Consider the following 18243-nt stretch of genomic DNA (forward strand, 5'->3'; position numbering starts at 1 on the left):
ACGCTGACCCCTCGGCCAGCGATTCATGTCACTCGACATATCCATGTCAAGAAGCATGTACATGTAGAATGACATGCATGACCGACTCTCGTCAAGTCCCAGATCCTGAGATCGCTCAGATCGCGGCGTCGCTCGACCGCATCGGCATGCGGCGACCGCCGGGCGGGAGCCGTCCGCGGAGGCCCGGCGATGGCGGCCCGCAGGGCTTCGACCCGGGCGCTCCGCACGGCTTCGGCCATGGCGGGCCCCACGGACGCGGCCCCGGATGGGGTGGTCACGGCGGTCCCTTCGGCGCCGCGCCCGACGACGAGGGTGCCGACCGCGACGGCGAACGCCCTGAGCGCGGGGGCGCTCCTCGCGGCCGACGCAGCGCCATGGGTGCGCGCCGGATGCTGCACGCGATCGTGCATGCGGAGGGACCGCGCTCGATCACCGACCTGGGCCACGCCATCGGCGTCGATCAGCCGCGCGCATCCCGCCTCGTGCAGGCCCTCGCCGACGCCGGGCTCGTGCGACGCATCCCGGATCCCTCCGACGGTCGCCGGGTCGTGATCGAGGCCACGAAGGCCGGCCGCTCTCGATTCGAAGCGCACGCAGAAGCGCGGGCCGCGGAGGTCGCCGCCGCCGCCGAGTCGCTCACCCCTGCCGAGCGAGCCACGCTCGCGCGCCTGCTCGCCAAGCTCGCGGACGCCTGGCAGGAGGGGCCGCGACGATGACCGCCGACGCAGCCGACGCGACCAGCGGCGCGCGATCTGATCAGGCGCACCTCGCTCGCGCGGTCGCCATCGCGACCGCGAACGCAGCGGAGGGCGGCGGCCCCTTCGGCGCCGTCATCGTCACCGCCGACGGCCGCAGCTTCGAGGGCGTCAACCGGGTCACCGCCCTGAGCGACCCGACCGCGCACGCCGAGGTCACCGCCATCCGTGCCGCGTGCGCGACCCTGGGCACTTTCGACCTCCACGGCGCCGTGCTCTACACGAGCTGCGAGCCGTGCCCGATGTGCCTCGGTGCCGCGCTCTGGGCGCGCGTCGACCGCGTCGTGTTCGCCGCGGACCGCCACGATGCCGCCGACGCGGGCTTCGACGACGCCGCCTTCTACGCCTACTTCGCCTCGACTGACCGCGCCCTCATGCCCGTGCAGCAGCATCCGACCGATGCCCGCACCGCCCCCTTCCACGCCTGGCGAACCAACCCCGCCCGCACCGCCTACTGACCTTGCCCCCCCCCGCAAACCGGTACCAAGTGTCCGCGCCAGGGGCGATTCGCGGCCATTTGGTACCGGTTTGCAGGGGGAAGGGGCAGGGACTGGGGAGTGAGGGCGAGGGCAGCGGGCAGCGGGCAGCGGGCAGGGGCAGGAGCAGGGGCAGGGGCAGGGGCAGGGTCAGGAGCCGCGTGGTTGAAGGGCGCGGGGCGACGTCTTCAGGCGGCGTTCGCTCGCCGCGCGATCGCCGCGTCGAGGCGACGGATCATCTCTCGGCCCCCATGCTTGAGGTCGCCCTTCGTGACGCGGATGACGATCCAGCCCAGCGACTCCAGCAGCTCCTGGCGGAGGATGTCCTTCGCCCATTGCGCTGCATCCGTCAGATGGTGCTCGCCCTCGTACTCGATCGCGATCATGAGCTGCGGGTAGGCGAGATCGATGATCGCGCGGAGGACGCCGGCGACCCAGACCTCGTGCTGCATGACGGGCTCCGGATGCCCTGCGGCCACGATGCAGAGCCGGCTCAGCGTCTCGCGCTTCGACTCGGCGCCGGCGCGAACGTCGACCAAGGCCGCGCGGAGCGCTTCGACGCCTCGCAGGCCCCCGCAGCGATCGGCGAAGGCAGTGAGCTCTGCGATCGTGGTGTGTGGGCGACCGGGCCAGCGCAGCCCGCGGTAGTGCTTCGACGGCGTCACGAGCGCGTCGAGCAATGCGACCAGATCGTCGTGCGACTGCGCACCCGCGATGGTGAGCACCGTGGATGTCGGCGTCAGGATGGGCAGGCCATCGAGCTTGGTGGTCTCGAGACGGGTGGGGTCGAACTCGCGCGTGAGCACGCCCTTCGCGCGCGTGCGACCCGTGCCTGCAGGGACTCCGACGACAAGGTGCTCGGCTGGCGCCCACCAGCTTGAGACGGGCAGCCCCCACAGCCGAGCGGCGGTGATGCCGGCGAAGACGAGGCCGGCGCGCATGCGCAGGGCGAAGGCGGACGCCTGTGCCTGCACGTCCAGGGGCGGCTCGTGCGCCCGCACTCCGTGGAATGGCCGCAGCAGGTCAGGCTCGCGCAGCCGCCGCCGGCTCACGCCACCGGCGAGCGCGTCCGCCGTCGAGAAGGAAGCAGCAGCGAACGGCTCGGGCAGCGGTTTCGGGGCATCCATGCGCGCATCTTGAGCGAACCCGCCCTGCCGGTGTCGCCCATCCGCCCGCGGCTGTGGAAGAACCGGTACCAATTGGTCACGATCTGGGCTCGCAGCGACCACTTGGTACCGGTTCGGCGCGCGAACGAAGTCGCGACCGGCCCGCGTCAGTCGGCGTCGTCGATCTTCGTGGGCTTCGGGGTGATGGGGAGCACGAGCAGCAGGCCGGCGGCGAGGACGATCACGATGCCGAGGATGCCGAAGCGGGTGTCGCCCGTCAGGCCGACGAAGGCACCGAAGAGCGTCGCGGTGAGGAACGAGACCGAGCGGCCGGTGGTGGCATAGAGGCCGAACATCTCGCCCTCGCGGCCCTCGGGCGTGATGCGCGCCATGAACGAGCGCGACGCCGACTGCACCGGCCCGACGAAGGTCGCCAGCGCCAGGCCGCAGAGCCAGAACATCCCCTTGCCATCGACGAACATGACCGCGGTGCCCGAGGCGACGAGCACCACGAGCGAGACGATGATGACCGCCTTGGGGCCGAAGCGGTCGTCGGCCCAGCCGCCCACGAAGGTGCCGATGCCGGCCGTGACGTTCGCGGCGATCGCGAACAGCATGACCTCGAGGAACTCGAAGCCGAACACCTGCCCCGCGATGATGGCGCCGAAGGTGAACACGCCCGAGAGCCCGTCGCGGAAGACCGCGGAGGCGACCAGGAACAGCAGCGTCTTCGGCGCGCGGCGGCCGATGCGGGCGATGGTGCGGAAGAGGATGCGGTACGACTCGACGACGCTGACGCGCACGGGTGCGGTGCCGGTGGGCGGCAGCTCGGGCACCCGGAGCATGAGCGGGAGCGCGAAGACGAGGAACCACACGGCGCTCGCGAGCACCGCGAGGCGTGTGTCCAGCCCGCCGCCGTCGAGGCCGAACGGCACGTTCAGCACGCCGTGGCCGTCGCCTCCCAGGGGGAGGATGAACAGCACCAGCAGCAGGCCGAGCAGCACGATGCCGCCGACGTAGCCCATGCCCCAGCCGAAGCCCGAGGTGCGGCCCAGCGACTCCTTCGTCGAGACCTGGTGCAGCATCGCGTTGTAGTTGACGCTCGCGAACTCGAAGAACAGGTTGCCCGCCGCCAGCAGCATCGCGCCGAGCCAGAGGTAGCCGGGCACGGGCGCCACGAAGAACATCCCGAACATCGCGATGATCGTCACCGCCGTGTTCACCGCGACCCACAGCTTGCGGCGGCCGCCGCCATCCGAGCGCTGGCCGACGATCGGTGCGATGAGCGCCACGAGGACGCCCGCGATCGCGATCGCCCACGCGACGACGGCCGCGTTGTCGGCGAGCGCGCGGGTGAGCGCTGGCGAGCCCGCCTCGCCGGCGGCGTCGACGATGGCCGGGTCGACGAACAGGTCGGAGGCCAGGTAGGTGCTGAAGATGAAGGTCGTCACGACCGCGTTGAAGGAGGCGGAGCCCCAATCCCACATCGCCCACGCTCGAGCGCGGCGGCCGAGTTCGCGGCGCGTGATCGGCTCGACGCCCACCTGCGCGGGCTGCACCAGTTCGTCGGGGGACGGCTTGGCGGTGACGGATGCCTCGTGCGGCTCCTGAGGGACGCTCATGGCTTGAGCGTAGGCCGCAAATGCGAACGGGAGGTGACCTGCGGGGGAGCGGCGTCGGCGCGCCCTCGCCGGGCGCCAGCGGACGTCAGACCGTCAGCGTGATGAGGAGCGACGCGAAGACCGCGATGATGACGGTGCTGTAGGCGAAGCCCACGATCGACTGCACGCTGGCGAGGCTGCGGGCCGGGCGGTTCGTGAGGGCCACGTCGGAGGTCGAGAAGGTGGTCGAGAGCTGGATCGAGAGGTAGACGAAGTCGCTGAAGGCGCGGTCCTCGTCGCCCGGGAACGCGAGTCCGTCGTGCTCGGCCCAGCTGCGCATGTGCTCGACGGCGAAGACCGCGACCAGCAGCACCCAGGAGCCCGCGACGCCGAACACGCAGGTGGCGACGAGCCAGACGTCGATGCTGTTGCCGCGGGTGGCCAGCAGGACCACGGAGATGACGCCGACGAAGACGATGAACATCGCCCACGACTTCGGGCCGCCCACGTAGAGGAAGCGCACGAAGCCGTTCTGCTCCTCCGAGCGGCGCAGCCGAGCGCGAAGCTGGTCACCCGTGAGGCCGGTGAACGCGAGGTGCGAGAGCCACAGGAACGCGGGCCCGTAGGCGCCGAAGGCGAGCGTGAGCGCGGCGACGGCGGAGCCGTCCACCGTGAGCTGCCCGCTCACCAGGAGGCTGGTGGCGAGGATGACCGCGAGGGCGAAGGCGCCAGAGATGAGGGATGCGAGGGTGTGGCGGATGACCTCTCGGTGCAGCCGACGGTTGCCTTTGGCCATGCGGTCAACGCTAATGGGCCGGGCGACGCATTCTCAGCCGATCCACAGCGCGCAAACTTGACTCCCCTCGACTCAAGGTGAGAAAGTTGAGCCATCGCGACTCAAGTCGTGCGCCCACCCGGGCGCCGGTCGCGGCCACGGTTCCGGGGGACGAGCCCACCGCCAGGCGCAGACCCGTTCGGGTCTGCATGGGGGCTGTCGGTGGTCTCCTCCACCGGAATCAGGCAGACCAGAGCGCAGCACAGCTGCGAACAGGAGGCAAGAGAATATGGCACGAGCAGTCGGCATCGACCTCGGCACCACCAACTCCGTCGTCGCGTTCCTCGACGGCGGCGAGCCCACCGTCATCGCGAACGCCGAAGGATTCCGCACGACCCCCTCGGTCGTCGCATTCGTCAAGGAGGGGGAGACCCTCGTGGGCGAGCCGGCCAAGCGCCAGGCCGTCACGAACGTCGACCGCACCATCTCCTCGGTCAAGCGCCACATGGGCACCGACTGGAAGCAGGAGATCGACGGCAAGCAGCTCACGCCGCAGGAGATCTCGGCGCGCATCCTCGGCAAGCTGAAGCGCGACGCCGAGACGTACCTCGGCGAGAAGGTGACGGATGCGGTCATCACCGTGCCCGCGTACTTCAACGACGCCGAGCGCCAGGCCACGAAGGAGGCCGGCGAGATCTCCGGCCTCAACGTGCTGCGCATCATCAACGAGCCCACCGCGGCGGCCCTCGCATACGGCCTCGACAAGGGCAAGGAGGACGAGCTCATCCTCGTCTTCGACCTCGGTGGCGGCACGTTCGACGTCTCGCTGCTCGAAGTGGGCAAGGACGACGACTTCTCCACCATCCAGGTGCGCTCGACCGCGGGAGACAACCGCCTCGGCGGCGACGACTGGGATGACCGCGTCGTCGAGTGGCTGAAGAAGCGCTTCCAGGAGCAGTCGGGCGTCGACGTCTCGAAGGACAAGATCGCGATGCGCCGCCTGAAGGAGGCCGCCGAGCAGGCCAAGAAGGAGCTCTCGGCCTCGTCGAGCACCAGCATCCAGCTTCCCTACTTCTCGCTCACCGAGGCCGGCCCCGCCAACCTCGAGGAGACGCTCACGCGCGCCCAGTTCGAGAACATGACCAAGGATCTGCTCGAGCGCACCCGCAAGCCGTTCGAGGACGTCATCCGCGAGGCAGGCATCAAGGTCGACGAGATCGCTCACGTGGTGCTCGTCGGCGGCTCGACCCGCATGCCCGCCGTCACCGAGCTCGTCAAGGAGCTCACCGGCGGCAAGGAGCCCAACAAGTCGGTCAACCCCGACGAGGTCGTCGCCGTCGGCGCCGCGCTGCAGGCCGGCGTGCTGAAGGGCGAGCGCAAGGACGTCCTGCTCATCGACGTCACCCCGCTCTCGCTCGGCATCGAGACCAAGGGCGGCATGATGACGAAGCTCATCGACCGCAACACGGCGATCCCGACGAAGCGCTCCGAGACCTTCACGACGGCCGAGGACAACCAGCCCTCGGTCGCCATCCAGGTCTTCCAGGGCGAGCGCGACTTCACGCGCGACAACAAGCCGCTCGGCACGTTCGAGCTCACCGGCATCGCGCCGGCCCCGCGCGGCATCCCGCAGGTCGAGGTGACCTTCGACATCGACGCCAACGGCATCGTGCACGTGTCCGCCAAGGACAAGGGCACCGGCACCGAGCAGTCGATGACCATCACGGGCGGCTCGAGCCTCTCGAAGGAGGACATCGACCGGATGGTGAAGGAGGCCGAGGAGAACGCGGCAGCCGACCACGCCCGCCGCGAGGCGGCCGAGCTGCGCAACACCGGCGAGACGCTCACCTACTCTGTCGAGAAGGTGCTCGTCGACAACGCCGAGCAGCTGCCGGAGGACGTCAAGAACGAGGTCCAGGCGGATGTCGACGCCGTCAAGGCCGCGCTCGCAGGCGACGACGACGAGGCCGTGAAGACCTCGGTCGAGAAGCTGCAGCAGTCGCAGTCGAAGCTGGGCGAGGCGATCTACCAGCAGGCGCAGGCCCAGAGCGAGCAGGCAGAGAGCGAGCAGACGGCCGGCGACGCCGAGGAGCCGCAGGCCGACTCGAGCGCTGACGACGACGTCGTCGACGCCGAGGTCGTGGACGACGAGGACGAGAGCGAGAAGAAGTAATCGTGACGAACCACCCTTCGACAGGCTCAGGGCAGGGCGACGAGCAGCAGGGCGACGAGCAGCCCAACGTCACGGACAAGCGGAAGATCGACCCCGTCACGGGTGAGCCCCGCGAGCCGGCTCCTTCGGCAGGCGAGGACGAGCCTGCTGAGGGCACCGCGACGATCGGCGCATCGGGCCACGTGGCCTTCGGTGGCCAGGCGGTGCCGGCGGATGCGTCCACGTCGTCCGCGGGATCCGTCGGCGAGGACGAGCCGTCGGCATCCGACGGGCTCACCGACGAGGATCGCGCCCTGCTCGAGGGCGAGGCTGCGGCGATCGAGGCAGAGCGTGCCGCGTTTGAGGCGAAGTCGGCGGCGCAGCTCGACGAGCTGCAGCGGCTGAGGGCCGAGTACGTCAACTTCCGCAACCGCACCGAGCGGGAGCGGGCGGCCGACCGCGAGTCGACCACCGCATCCGTCATCACCTCGCTGCTGCCGGCGCTCGACGACCTCGACCTGGCCGACAAGCACGGCGATCTGGCCGATGGTCCGCTCGCGATCGTGGCTGCGAAGCTGCGCGGCTCGTTCGAGGCGCTCGGCGTCGTCAAGCTCGGCGAGCTCGGCGAGGTCTTCGACATCGACAAGCACGAGGCCGTCGCCCAGCTGCCGAACCCGGAGGTGACCGAGATGGTGGTCGCCGATGTGATCCAGCCGGGCTATCGCGTTGGCGATCGCTTGCTGCGGGTCGCCAAGGTCGCGGTCTTCGTTCCGGCAGAGTGAGCCCGAGCGGGATGGGCCCGGCGAGGCTCATGGGCGCGACGACGAGGCAGAAGGAGGTGACGCATGGCCAGCAATGACTGGTTCGACAAGGACTTCTACGCGGTGCTCGGCGTCACCAAGGATGTCTCGGCTGCCGACCTGAAGAAGCAGTACCGCAAGCTCGCGCGGCAGTTCCACCCGGATTCCAACCCCGGGGATGCGGCCGCGGAGGCGCGCTTCAAGGAGATCTCCGAGGCACACTCGGTGCTCTCCGACGCGAAGCAGCGCCAGGAGTATGACGCGGTGCGCGCGATGGCCGGTGGCCGTCCGCGCTTCGCACCTGGTGGTTCCGGAGGCTTCGAGGATGTCTTCGGCGGCTTCGGGGGCGGCCCACGGGTGCAGTACTCGCAGGGCGACTTCGAGGATCTGCTGGGCGGCATGTTCGGCGGCAGCACCGGCGGCTTCGGCAACCGGCGGCCGGCGAAGGGCCGCGACGTCACGGCGCGCGCTGCGCTCGACTTCACGTCTGCGGTGCAGGGCGACACACTCAAGCTCACCGTCGGCGGCCGGACGATGACCGTCAAGATCCCCGCAGGCGTGCACGACGGCCAGAAGATCAAGCTGGCTGGCAAGGGCGATGCCTCAGGCTCTGGCGGCGACCCGGGCGACCTCATCCTCACGGTGCAGGTGCGGCCGCATCCGGTCTTCACGATGGATGGCCTCAACCTGCGCGTCGACGTGCCGGTGACGTTCGCCGAGGCGACGCTCGGCGCCACGATCGAGGTGCCGACGCTGGGCGGCAGCCCGGTGCGGCTCAAGGTCGCGCCCGGCACGCCGTCTGGCCGCGTGCTGCGCGTCAAGGGCCGCGGCGTCGCCGGCAAGAAGGGCACGGGCGACCTGCTCGCCACCATCCAGGTGGCGGTGCCCGGCCACCTCACGAAGGCGCAGGTCGAGCACCTCGAGGCATTCGTCGAGGCGGGCCCGAACGAGTCGCCGCGCGATGAGCTGCTGACGAAGGCGAAGGCGAGCTGATGCTGGGCAAGCCCGCGGGCCTCGACGAGTCGTCGCCGATCTTCTCGATCGCGGCGGCCGCCGAGCTCGCGGGCCTGCACGCGCAGACGCTGCGCCAGTACGACCGGCTCGGCCTGGTCGAGCCCGCCCGCACGGCGGGCAACACCCGCCGCTATTCGATGCGTGACATCGGGCGGCTCAAGCAGGTGCAGCTGCTCTCTGGCGAGGGCGTCTCGCTCGAGGGCATTCGCCGCATCCTCGAGATGAGCGACGAGAACCTCGCGCTGCGGAGTCGCGTCCGCGAGCTCGAGGGGGCACTGGCGGATGCGGTGATGCAGCAGTCGGGCCGTCGCGTGTTCGCGGCGGGGAACGCGGGCATCACGTCGATCCGCGCGGGCGCGCGCCCGGCGAAACCCGGCCAAGTCGTGCTGTGGCATCCGCAGCGGCACCACTGACGCCCTTCGACACGCCCTTCGACACGGTGTGCGCCTTCGGCGCGCACCGGCTCAGGGACCGAGTGTCTGCTCCCTGAGCCGGTCCACGCGCGCAACGCGCTGAGCGAGTCGAAGGGTCCAGCCCCCTCCAGCCTGTGGTGTCACAATGTGCCCGTGGAAGAGACTCCCAGCCCCAAGCCCGTGCCGCGCGACGCATCCGCGCCCATCCCGCTGCCCGTGGACGACGGCGAGGCGCGGCCCAGGCGCGCGACCGCGTCGACGCCGGCTCCGAGCTCTCCGACGCCTGTCGCTGAGCGCCCGGTGGCCGAGACGGCGACGCTGCCGGCGTCGGCCGATGCCGACGCGACACCCACCGAGGTCGTCTCGGATCGAGACCGGCGTGCGGCGGCCGTGGAGCGCATCCGCACCGGCCCCGTCGAGGTCGAGCGGGTGCAGGTGCAGCGCCCGGGCCTGACGAAGCGGGAGCGCCGCGGCGCCGTGATCGCCGGGGCTCTCGGCCTGCCGCTCGTGACGCTCGGCCTCATCACGCTCGCCGTGCCGATCGGTGCCTGGTACGTCACGAGCGTCTTCAAGTCGGTGATCATGGCCTTCGCCGCGCTGTTCGCGACCGAGGCGCAGGTGGAGGAGCTCGACCAGTCCATCACGGCCGTCGACCCGACCTCGTTCGGCAACGTGTCCTTCTGGCTCATCATCTCCGGCGTCGTGCTGCTCATCGGTGGTCTGCTGCTGTCGTGGCTGGTGCTGCGAGCGCACGGCGTCTTCCATCCCCTGCTCGTGACGATCACCGCGGTGCCGATGGCGCTGGGGCTCTCGGCGATCCTGCAGGCGGGCTCGGGCGCGCTCGCAGGGCTCGTCTTCCAGACGGGCAACGGCGGCGTCTCCGCCGTGATCGCGAACGCGATCTTCGCGCTGCTGCTGTTCCTGGTCGCGTCGGTGGTCATCGCCATCGTGATCGGCATCCTGGTGTGGCTGTGGATGGCCAGGGTCTTCCGGGCGACCGTCGTGACCGGCGTGCCGGACGCCACAGTCTGATCCGCCGCCGTGACCGATCCACGCGACCCCGTCGACGCCTCGGGCGCGCCGCCGCCCCCGGGCGCTGACACGCCAGTGCCCGCGGATGCCGCGGCGCGGGCTGCGGCCGCGGGGCGTGCTCGGCAGCTGGCGGAGCCCTCTGCGCCGCGGCCGGACGGCCTTGTGCCGTCGACGGCGATCGAGAACCGCGCGCAGGATCGAGCGCGGGCGCGCAAGGCGCGGCTCGGGCTGGGTGGCGCGCGGCCCCAGCAGGTCGAGAACCCCGGCGTCGGCATGCCGGGCCAGATCCTGCCGCCCGGGCTCATGCCGGCCATGGCGGAGTCGATGCCGCAGCGCTTCGTGCCGGCCGGCTGGCAGGTGCAGAACCCTGCTGCAGCGCCGCAGCCGCAGCCGTACGGCGCGGCCCCCTACGGCGCGGCTCCCTACGGCGCGGCTCCCTACGGCGCGGCTCCCTACGGCCAGGCTCCGTACGGCGCGGCTCCCTACGGCGCCGCTCCCTACGGGACGGCTCCCTACGGCCAGGCTCCCTACGGCCAGGCTCCCTACGGCCAGGCTCCCTACGGCCAGGCTCCCTACGGCCCCGCACCATACGGAGCACTCCCCTACGGGGCCGTCTCATACGGTGCGGCGCCCTACCAGCCGCAGGCGCCGATGCTGCCGCCCCGCATCCCATGGACGGGCAGGCAGCGCTCCGCCGCGGTCCTCAGCTCGTGGCTGGGGCAGACGGTGATGGCGCTCGCCACGCACCTGCTGACCGCGTTCTTCCTCATCCTCAGCTTCGCGCTGCTGCTGCATCTCTCCGGCGACGCGGGCGACTTCGAAGCCGACTCCTTCACCTCCATCCTCGCCCGCTGGTCGATGCCCGACCGCGTCTGGGCGACCGCGCTCATCGGGCTGCTCATCGGCGGCGGCATGCTCGCCGGGGGATGGCTGCTGCACGCGCTCTGGGCGAAGACGGTCGGGCTCGCCAAGCCGCATCGCTCCACCTGGCTCGCCTGGCTGTGCACGACCGCCGCGACCGGCATCGTCGGCATGGCACTGTGGCCGTTCGCGCTGATCGGCGGGTTCGTCGTGGTGCTGGCCGCGTCGGATGCCTCACTCACCACCGGCACGATGTGGGAGGTGCTGTTCTGGGAGCTCGGCGTCGCGGCGCTGCTGACCGGCGGGGTGGGGCTGCTGTTCGGCTGGCTCTTCCTCTCGCAGGCGCGACTGCGGGTCGACTACCGGGCGCTCGCCGAGGCCGAGGAGGCCGCAGCGCGCGCCCGTGACGAGGCAGAGCTCACCCAGGTGCGGCTGCGCGGCGAGGCATCGAGCAGCACGATGCGTCCTCAGGGCGGTGCAGCCGCCGGCGACGCGACCGCGAGCGGTCGATGAGCCCCCGGCGCACCCGTCCGGAGCGGCAAGACCCGCTTGACCCGCAGCAGAAGGCCGCCGTGCAGTCCGCGGGCGGCATCGGCCTGGCGCTGGTCGCCGCCGGCGCGAGCCTCGGCTGGGGACTGCTCGTCGCTGCGCTCGTGCTGTTGCTCATCCGCTCGGTCGTGATCGACCTGTTCGATGACGTCGACTGGGGGCGCGGCATCGTCGCGTGGGTCGAGCAGCTCGACCCCTCGTGGCTGGTGCCGCTCGTGCTGGTGCTCGTGCTGCTCGCGGTCGGGGCGATCGCCCTCGGCTGCTGGCTGAGCACACGGCGGATGCGTCGGGCTGGCGTCGTGGGCGCCTCGGCCGTCACGTTCAGGGGCGCGGCGCTCGGCACCGGCCTGCAGGCGGTGCTTTCGACGCTGTCGAGCTGGCTGCTCGGTCTGCTCGTGCTGCTGACGGGCGTGGTCGGCTTCTGGATCGTCGCAGCGATCTGGGTCGTGCTGTCGATCGTCGTCTCCGCGCTGATCGGCTGGCTGGCGGGCCCGCGCACGTGGCTCGCCATCGCGCGGCGCGAGGCGAGGCGGGCCACCGGCGCCCTGCGTGCAGCCGCGTGAGGCTCGGCAGCGGCGAGCACTACGGCTGGGCGCAGCCGCGCACCGTGGAGCTCGTCGAGGTCGTCGACGGCGCAGGCGAGCACGCGCACGGGCTCGCGGGGGAGTTCGCCCGGCTGCACGTGCCCGTTGGCGTGCAGGGCGGTCCGCTCACCGTGATGGTGCGCCCCCGAACCGGCCGCGCCGAAGCGTGGCGCGCACCGGCGCCGGGCACGCGCATCGAGGTGCAGGCGTGGCAGCTGAGCGACGCGGCGGCGCACCGGCTCGACGCCTCGGCCGAGCGCGGCGAGACGGAGCCCTGGTCGCCGCCGCAGCGCAACCCGCACCTCTGGCTCTGGGTCGAGGGCTGACCGGCGGTCGACCGCGATCTGGTCTCTTGCCGCATCCACAGGCCAGGAGCATGCTCGGCCGTGCCGAGGTGCGCACCCAGGAGCGCACCCCGGGCTCGGCGGGGCACGGCGACGGAGGAGGAGCGATGCGACTGGTCGCACACGAGTTCATGACCCTCGACGGCGTCATGCAGGGCCCCGGCGGCGCCGAGGAGGACACCACCGGCGGCTTCCGCTGGGGCGGCTGGGGCGCCACGATCTTCGACGACGTGGTCGCCGAGACGGTCGACGGCTGGTTCCAGCACACCGACGCGCTGCTCTTCGGCCGCACCACCTACGACATGATGGCCGCCTACTGGCCGCAGGTCACCGACCCCGATGACACCGTCGCGGCACGGCTCAACGCCGCCCCCAAGCACGTCGTCACGACGACCCTCGACCCGGCCGACGGGCCGTGGGCATCCACCACATCCGTCATCGCCGACGACGTGCCCGCGCGCATCCGCCGCCTCAAGCAGCAGGGCGACGGCGAGCTGCAGGTGCACGGCTCGTCGCGGCTGCTGCAGACCCTCATCGCCGAGCGGCTGCTCGACGAGCTGCGGCTCATCGTCGTGCCGACGGTCATCGGCTCGGGCAAGCGCGTCTTCGCCGAGGCGACGCCGAGCGGCTTCGAGGTGACGGATGCGCGCGTCGCCACGAACGGGTGCGTCGCGATGACGCTCGTGCCCGCGCCGTTCCGCACGGCGACCTTCGAGGTCGTCGACGGCAAGGAGCGGATGGTCGACGAGCGCTCCGAGGGATAGGGCGCGGAAACCCCGGGGAGAACCCTCCGGTCATCCCCCTGCCCCGCGACCAGGGGAGCGAGGAGGCTCAAGGTGCTGCCGCAGATGCAGCGCCCACCACCTCATGGGGAGAGACCATGCCCGATCTCGTGCTCGACGCATCCGACATCCAGAAGTCCTACGGCCGCGGCGCCGGCCGCTTCGATGCGCTCAAGGGGGTGACGCTGCAGGTGACGCGGGGCGAGTCGATCGCCATCGTCGGCAAGAGCGGCTCCGGCAAGTCGACCCTCATGCACATCCTCGCGCTGCTCGACGCACCCGACGCGGGCACGCTGCGCATCGCCGGCGCGGATGCCGCGACGCTCGGGCAGGGTGAGATCCACCGCCTGCGCAACGCGGAGTTCGGCTTCGTCTTCCAGCAGTTCTTCCTCGTGCCCGACGCCACCGTGCTCGAGAACGTGGTGATGCCGCTGAAGATCGCGGGCATCGGCCGCCGCGAGCGCACCGAGCGCGGCATGGCGGCGCTGCGGGCGCTTGAGCTCGACGACAAGGCCAAGAACCGGGCGACCGCGCTCTCCGGCGGCCAGAAGCAGCGCGCCGTGATCGCTCGCGCGCTCGTCAACGACCCGAGCGTGATCTTCGCCGACGAGCCCACCGGCAACCTCGACACGGTCACCGGCGGCAACGTCGAGGACACCCTCTTCGCACTCAACCGCGATCAGGGCATCACGCTCGTGATCGTGACGCACGACGTCGAGCTCGCCGCCCGCTGCGACCGGCAGATCCACCTGCGCGACGGCCTCGAGGTCTCGCCCGAGCTGGCAGGGGCTGCAGCATGAGGGCCGGCGACGTCATCGCCTCGGCGGTGCACAACACCTTCCGCAGCAAGCTGCGCACCTCCCTCACGGTGATCGCGATCTTCATCGGCGCCTTCACCCTCACGATCACGAGTGCCATCGGCGCCGGCATCACGAACTTCATCGACAGCCAGGTCGGCGCGATCGGTGCGCCCGGCGTGCTCGCCGTCTCGCCCGCGCCCGACACCGACGCGGCAGCCGAGGGCCCGCCGGTCTACGACCCCGATCGCGCGACGGGCGGTGCGAGCGTCGACGGCCCTCCCGGCTCCACCATCGTCGGGCTCAACCAGGACGACCTCGACGCCATCGCCGAGATCGACGGCATCACCGGCGTCACGCCGATGGTCTCGCTCGCGGTCGACTTCATCGAGGCCGGTGGCTCCGAGCAGTACGAGCTGCCGCTCGACCTGGCATCCGGCGCCTTCGTGCCCGACCTCGCGGCGGGCGCGGCGGTCGCCGACGTGACCGAGCGCCAGCTGCAGATCCCCGCCGACTACGTCGAGCCGCTGGGCTTCGCCGACGCGCAGGCCGCCATCGGCCAGTCGGTCACCCTCGGGGTGACGGATGGGGTGGGCGGCCACCACGAGGTCGGCGCCGTCGTCGTCGGGGTCAGCAACCAAGGACTGCTCAACCTGGGCGCCGAGGCAAACGAGGCGCTCGCGGACGCGCTGATCGAGGCCCAGCGCACGGGCGCCGTGGGCGAGGCGACCCCGGTCTATCTGGCCACGAACGCATACATCGACCCCGCATCCACCCCAGAGCAGATCGATGCGATCAAGGCCGCGCTGCTCGATGCGGGCTTCCAGGGGTCGACGACGGCTGACCAGATCGGCGCGTTCAAGACCGTCATCGACGTCGTGACGACCGTGCTCAACGCGTTCGCGGTGATCGCGCTGCTCGCCGCGGGCTTCGGCATCGTCAACACGCTGCTCATGAGCGTGCAGGAGCGCACCCGTGAGATCGGCCTCATGAAGGCGATGGGCATGCGCTCGGGGAAGGTCTTCGGGCTGTTCTCGATGGAGGCCGTCTTCATCGGCTTCCTCGGCAGCGCGCTCGGCGCGGGCGTGGCGATCCTGCTGGGGCTGATCGCGGCGCCGCTGCTCGCGGAGAGCCTGCTGGCGGGGCTGCCGGGCCTCGAGATCGTGCGCTTCGAGCCGCTCTCGGTCGCGGTCATCGTGCTCGCGGTGATGGCGATCGCGTTCCTCGCCGGCACGCTGCCCGCGCGCCGCGCCGCGCGCCAGCACCCGATCGAGGCGCTCCGCTACGAGTAGCGGGCGGTCCGGCCTCCTCCCTCCCCGTGCACCCCCCGTGCACAACGCAAGCCCGCTGGCCGTAACCAGCGGCGGATTCGGCGCCCTGCCCGATTCCGCCGCGGAGCGCGCGGCGCGAGCTTGCGTTGTGCTCGAGGGAGGGGGCCGCGGGCGCGAGGCGCTCGGTGGCGGCCGCTACCCGCGCTGCGCGAGCATGCGCATGGCCGCACGGATGCGCATGGGGCGACACCCCGCATCCGTCAGCCTCGCCACGATCGCGGGCTCGCGGCGCGCGAGGATGATGCCCCGCTTGAGCAGGAACGCCGGCGGCTTGCGGTGCTCGCGCAGGTCGCGGGCAAACCGCAGGCCCATCGTCACCCAGCGCGAGCGGTGCACGACGATCGCGTCGGCCAGGATGCCGCGCCGCCGGGCCTCGGCCACGACCTCGCCGACGAAGACGCCCTCCGCCACGAAGCAGCGCGCGCCGTCGAGCGTGACCTCGTGGCTGCCCGCGGATGCGCTGCGGGAGATGTCGTAGACCGGGGCGCTCGTGCGGCCGGTGCGGGCGAGCTCCTCGAGCGCGTCGATCGCGCGGTCGCGGTGCCAGGAGCCCGGGTGATCCCAGTCGACCTCGCCGGACTCGAGCCGCGGGAGCACCGGGTCGTCGCCCTCGCGGTAGTAGTCGTCGAGGCGCAGCACCGGCAACCCGCTGCGCTCGGCGATGCGTGACTTGCCGGAGCCGGATGCACCGCCGATGAGCATGACGCGCGCGAAGGGCTCGTGCGATTCGGGCATAGGGACGATTCTGCCGGATCCGCGGGTCTCGCTGCGCCAGTCGCGGCCCCCGGCGCGACCCGTGCACGCCCGGCGGTCGGCCCGCGCACGCCGGAGGCTCGGCCGATCAGGCCCGGCGCGCGACGCGGCGGCTGATGAGGTCGACGACCAGGCCGAGTGCGAGCATCACGACGACGCCGAGCGCTGCCGACCAGAGCGGGTCGCCCAGCCACGCGGCGGAGGCGCTCGCGATCGCCAGGCACATGCACGCCCAGAGGCTGCCCGCGACCGCCGCCAGCCCGAGGAAGCGCGGGAAGGGGAGCCCGGATGCGCCGGCCATGCCGTTGACGGCGACGCGGCCGACGGGGATGTAGCGGCCGACGAGCACGAGCGTCGCAGGGGAGGTGCGCAGCCGTTCGGCGATCCAGCCGAGCATCCGCCGCGCCCTGGGCCGACGCATCCACCGGAACCGATCGACGCCGACGCGCCTGCCGACCCAGAACGCCAGGCTGTCGCCCAGCACCGCACCGGCGGCAGCCGCCAGGACGATCGCGATCGCCCAGGTGCCGTCGACCCCTGCCGCGATGCCGGCGGCGAGGGCGGCGACCACCGTCGTCTCGCTCGGCACCGGCGGGAAGATGCCGTCGATCGCGCAGGCTGCGAGCACGATCAGCAGCAGCCATGGCGAGGTGAGGAGGGGCAGGAGGAGGTCGACCGAGAGGGGCACGTCCTGACGGTAGGTCGGAGCAGCGCACCCACGCGTCACGCTGGAGGACGAACCGACCCCCTACCGCAGAGGGACGTGTGGCGTGGGGCCGGTAGCGTCATCGGAGTGAGCGACAACCCCAGGACCCCGATCCTCCGCGGTGCGAACCCGGCCGTGCAGCTGTTCGATGGCGACGAGGTGGTGGCGCTGGCCTCGGTCTGGCGCGTCGACGAGTCGCCGATGGGGTCGGGCACCGCGCTGATCCTCTGGCATGCGGGGCGGGTGCGGGTGATCGGCGTCGACCCTGGCCTCAGCTCGTGGCTCTCCGGCCGCTTCGTGCGGCACTTCCCCGAGGCCGAGGGGCTCGAGTGGTCGCAGGTCGAGGTGCGCACCGAAGACGTCGAGATCGAGCTCGACCTCGAGACCGGTCTCGTCGCACGGGCCGGCAGCATCGAGGTGCGCATCGACGGGCCGATGGGGGAGCGCGAGTTCACCACGGATGCGTTCACGCTCGACGGCGTGGATCACGGGCTGTCGCTGCGGCTGGTGCCGTGCCGCCGAGGCAGCATCTCGTTCGGCGGCGCTCCGCTGACGGGTGAGCCCCGCGTCGAGGAGGACGCCGAGCGGCCGCAGTCGACGGCGTTCCTCGCGGTCGACGAGGTGTGGAGCCGCTAGGCCCCGCGCTCAGCCTCGGCGTCGAGGAAGCGCTCGAGCAGCGCCGTCACGACAGCGGGCTGCGCCGAGTGCACCCAGTGGCCAGCGCCCTTGACCGTGACGCGCCGCACCTGCGGGAACCGCGCCTCCATCGCATCGCGGAACTCGTCGCGCACGTAGCCGGAGTCGGCGCCCGCGATCCATAGCACCGGCCCCTCATAGACCGCGTCGGTCTCGGGAAAGCCGCGCAGCGCATCCAGGTCTCGGCGCAGCACCTCGAGGTTGGGCAGCCAGGCCCAGGCGTCGCCATCGCGCCGCAAGTTCTGCAGCAGGAAGCCACGGATGCCCGGGTCGGGCACGGCGGCGGAGAGCGCGGCGTCGGCGTCGGCGCGGGAGCCGAGCGAGCCGAGGTCGATGCCGAGCATGGCGTCGATGAACCCGCGGAACTCGTCGGCCGAGCGGTAGGCGACCGGCGAGACGTCGACGACGACGAGCCGCGCGACCTTCTCCGGATGCCGCAGCGCGGCGAGCATGGCGGCCTTGCCGCCCATCGAGTGGCCGACGAGCGTGACGGGCTCGTCGGAGAGGTCGGCGATCGCGTCGGCCATCTCGACGTAGTCGATGCGCTCCGTCCAGTCGGAGCGACCGTGGTTCGGCATGTCGACGAGCGTCACCCGATGGCGGTCGGCGAGGGCCTTGCCGATCTGCGTCCAGTTCCTGCCCTGGCCGAACAGGCCGTGGCAGAAAACGACGGGAGACCCCTGCTCGCCGAGGTGGGTGGTGTGGAGCGCGCTCAT

The 18243-nt window shown here is 71.6% G+C and carries 20 protein-coding genes; 14 read left to right on the plus strand and 6 right to left on the minus strand.

The annotated features are described in order from the left end of the window. The first annotated feature begins 77 nt into the window (after window positions 1-77). Together MKD51_RS02555 and MKD51_RS02560 are read left to right on the plus strand one after the other, a co-directional pair. Window positions 78-716 carry a MarR family winged helix-turn-helix transcriptional regulator gene (locus tag MKD51_RS02555; RefSeq protein WP_240237796.1) on the plus strand — a complete coding sequence of 213 codons (639 nt, stop codon included), beginning with the start codon at window positions 78-80 and terminating at the stop codon, window positions 714-716. Continuing rightward, a complete protein-coding gene (locus tag MKD51_RS02560) occupies window positions 713-1213 on the plus strand; it encodes a nucleoside deaminase (RefSeq protein WP_240237798.1) in 501 nt (166 codons plus the stop codon). The genes MKD51_RS02555 and MKD51_RS02560 overlap by 4 nt, the downstream gene beginning before the upstream one ends. 206 nt (window positions 1214-1419) lie before the next feature. Here the strand turns inward: MKD51_RS02560 and MKD51_RS02565 are convergent, their stop codons facing one another. The 3 genes from MKD51_RS02565 to MKD51_RS02575 form a co-directional block, all read right to left on the minus strand. Next, window positions 1420-2358, minus strand: a complete 939-nt coding sequence (locus MKD51_RS02565; RefSeq protein WP_240237800.1) for a hypothetical protein — start codon at window positions 2356-2358, stop codon at window positions 1420-1422. Window positions 2359-2504: 146 nt separating this feature from the next. Beyond that, a complete protein-coding gene (locus tag MKD51_RS02570) occupies window positions 2505-3959 on the minus strand; it encodes an MFS transporter (RefSeq protein ID WP_240237802.1) in 1455 nt (484 codons plus the stop codon). Between the two features lie 85 nt (window positions 3960-4044). After that, a complete protein-coding gene (locus MKD51_RS02575; RefSeq protein ID WP_240237804.1) occupies window positions 4045-4734 on the minus strand; it encodes a DUF1345 domain-containing protein in 690 nt (229 codons plus the stop codon). Window positions 4735-5002: 268 nt separating this feature from the next. Here MKD51_RS02575 and dnaK point away from each other — a divergent pair, with 268 nt between their 5' ends. The 11 genes from dnaK (at window position 5003) to MKD51_RS02630 (ending at window position 15333) form a co-directional block, all read left to right on the plus strand. Beyond that, a complete protein-coding gene (dnaK, locus tag MKD51_RS02580; RefSeq protein WP_240237806.1) occupies window positions 5003-6886 on the plus strand; it encodes a molecular chaperone DnaK in 1884 nt (627 codons plus the stop codon). 2 nt (window positions 6887-6888) lie between these two features. After that, window positions 6889-7647 (plus strand): nucleotide exchange factor GrpE, encoded by a 759-nt coding sequence (gene grpE / locus MKD51_RS16285; RefSeq protein ID WP_240237808.1) that lies wholly within the window; start codon window positions 6889-6891, stop codon window positions 7645-7647. A 63-nt stretch (window positions 7648-7710) separates the two neighbouring features. Then, a complete protein-coding gene (locus MKD51_RS02590) occupies window positions 7711-8658 on the plus strand; it encodes a DnaJ C-terminal domain-containing protein (RefSeq protein ID WP_240237810.1) in 948 nt (315 codons plus the stop codon). Continuing rightward, entirely contained in the window at window positions 8658-9092 is a 435-nt protein-coding gene (locus MKD51_RS02595) for a MerR family transcriptional regulator (RefSeq protein ID WP_240237813.1), read from the plus strand. Before MKD51_RS02590 ends, MKD51_RS02595 begins: the two co-directional genes overlap by 1 nt. Window positions 9093-9245: 153 nt before the next feature. After that, on the plus strand, window positions 9246-10124 hold the full coding sequence (locus tag MKD51_RS02600) for a hypothetical protein (RefSeq protein ID WP_240237815.1): 879 nt from the start codon (window positions 9246-9248) through the stop codon (window positions 10122-10124). Window positions 10125-10133: 9 nt separating this feature from the next. Then, entirely contained in the window at window positions 10134-11498 is a 1365-nt protein-coding gene (locus MKD51_RS02605) for a hypothetical protein (RefSeq protein ID WP_240237817.1), read from the plus strand. Between the two features lie 59 nt (window positions 11499-11557). Continuing rightward, on the plus strand, window positions 11558-12097 hold the full coding sequence (locus tag MKD51_RS02610) for a hypothetical protein (protein WP_240237819.1): 540 nt from the start codon (window positions 11558-11560) through the stop codon (window positions 12095-12097). Further along, the gene (locus tag MKD51_RS02615) at window positions 12094-12444 is read left to right on the plus strand and encodes a hypothetical protein (protein ID WP_240237821.1); all 351 of its coding nucleotides are present in this window, start codon (window positions 12094-12096) and stop codon (window positions 12442-12444) included. Before MKD51_RS02610 ends, MKD51_RS02615 begins: the two co-directional genes overlap by 4 nt. Before the next feature lie 125 nt (window positions 12445-12569). Further along, complete coding sequence (locus MKD51_RS02620) at window positions 12570-13226, plus strand: dihydrofolate reductase family protein (protein ID WP_240237823.1); 657 nt, start codon at window positions 12570-12572, stop codon at window positions 13224-13226. Between the two features lie 116 nt (window positions 13227-13342). Continuing rightward, window positions 13343-14044, plus strand: a complete 702-nt coding sequence (locus tag MKD51_RS02625) for an ABC transporter ATP-binding protein (protein WP_240237825.1) — start codon at window positions 13343-13345, stop codon at window positions 14042-14044. After that, on the plus strand, window positions 14041-15333 hold the full coding sequence (locus MKD51_RS02630; protein WP_240237827.1) for an ABC transporter permease: 1293 nt from the start codon (window positions 14041-14043) through the stop codon (window positions 15331-15333). The genes MKD51_RS02625 and MKD51_RS02630 overlap by 4 nt, the downstream gene beginning before the upstream one ends. Before the next feature lie 174 nt (window positions 15334-15507). On the opposite strand, the gene MKD51_RS02635 is transcribed toward MKD51_RS02630, so the two are convergent. Both MKD51_RS02635 and MKD51_RS02640 read right to left on the minus strand, forming a co-directional pair. Next, window positions 15508-16107, minus strand: coding sequence for an ATP-binding protein (locus MKD51_RS02635; protein ID WP_240237829.1), 600 nt, complete (start codon window positions 16105-16107; stop codon window positions 15508-15510). Window positions 16108-16213: 106 nt separating this feature from the next. Beyond that, window positions 16214-16813, minus strand: coding sequence for a VTT domain-containing protein (locus tag MKD51_RS02640; RefSeq protein ID WP_240237831.1), 600 nt, complete (start codon window positions 16811-16813; stop codon window positions 16214-16216). Window positions 16814-16918: 105 nt separating this feature from the next. Here MKD51_RS02640 and MKD51_RS02645 point away from each other — a divergent pair, with 105 nt between their 5' ends. Further along, window positions 16919-17467 carry a hypothetical protein gene (locus MKD51_RS02645; protein ID WP_240237833.1) on the plus strand — a complete coding sequence of 183 codons (549 nt, stop codon included), beginning with the start codon at window positions 16919-16921 and terminating at the stop codon, window positions 17465-17467. Here the strand turns inward: MKD51_RS02645 and MKD51_RS02650 are convergent. After that, window positions 17464-18243 (minus strand): alpha/beta fold hydrolase, encoded by a 780-nt coding sequence (locus tag MKD51_RS02650; RefSeq protein ID WP_240237835.1) that lies wholly within the window; start codon window positions 18241-18243, stop codon window positions 17464-17466. The genes MKD51_RS02645 and MKD51_RS02650 overlap by 4 nt on opposite strands.

This window comes from Agrococcus sp. ARC_14 (assembly GCF_022436485.1).
Classification (GTDB): Bacteria; Actinomycetota; Actinomycetes; order Actinomycetales; family Microbacteriaceae; genus Agrococcus.

Excerpts from the sequence above, each read along its gene's own strand:
- MKD51_RS02555 (WP_240237796.1), top strand. The coding sequence starts at position 78 with ATGACCGACTCTCGTCAAGTCCCAGATCCTGAGATCGCTCAGATCGCG.
- MKD51_RS02560 (WP_240237798.1), top strand. The coding sequence starts at position 713 with ATGACCGCCGACGCAGCCGACGCGACCAGCGGCGCGCGATCTGATCAG.
- MKD51_RS02565 (WP_240237800.1), bottom strand. The coding sequence starts at position 2,358 with ATGGATGCCCCGAAACCGCTGCCCGAGCCGTTCGCTGCTGCTTCCTTC.
- MKD51_RS02570 (WP_240237802.1), bottom strand. The coding sequence starts at position 3,959 with ATGAGCGTCCCTCAGGAGCCGCACGAGGCATCCGTCACCGCCAAGCCG.
- MKD51_RS02575 (WP_240237804.1), bottom strand. The coding sequence starts at position 4,734 with ATGGCCAAAGGCAACCGTCGGCTGCACCGAGAGGTCATCCGCCACACC.
- dnaK (WP_240237806.1), top strand. The coding sequence starts at position 5,003 with ATGGCACGAGCAGTCGGCATCGACCTCGGCACCACCAACTCCGTCGTC.
- MKD51_RS02590 (WP_240237810.1), top strand. The coding sequence starts at position 7,711 with ATGGCCAGCAATGACTGGTTCGACAAGGACTTCTACGCGGTGCTCGGC.
- MKD51_RS02595 (WP_240237813.1), top strand. The coding sequence starts at position 8,658 with ATGCTGGGCAAGCCCGCGGGCCTCGACGAGTCGTCGCCGATCTTCTCG.
- MKD51_RS02620 (WP_240237823.1), top strand. The coding sequence starts at position 12,570 with ATGCGACTGGTCGCACACGAGTTCATGACCCTCGACGGCGTCATGCAG.
- MKD51_RS02625 (WP_240237825.1), top strand. The coding sequence starts at position 13,343 with ATGCCCGATCTCGTGCTCGACGCATCCGACATCCAGAAGTCCTACGGC.
- MKD51_RS02630 (WP_240237827.1), top strand. The coding sequence starts at position 14,041 with ATGAGGGCCGGCGACGTCATCGCCTCGGCGGTGCACAACACCTTCCGC.
- MKD51_RS02635 (WP_240237829.1), bottom strand. The coding sequence starts at position 16,107 with ATGCCCGAATCGCACGAGCCCTTCGCGCGCGTCATGCTCATCGGCGGT.
- MKD51_RS02650 (WP_240237835.1), bottom strand. The coding sequence starts at position 18,243 with ATGAGCGCGCTCCACACCACCCACCTCGGCGAGCAGGGGTCTCCCGTC.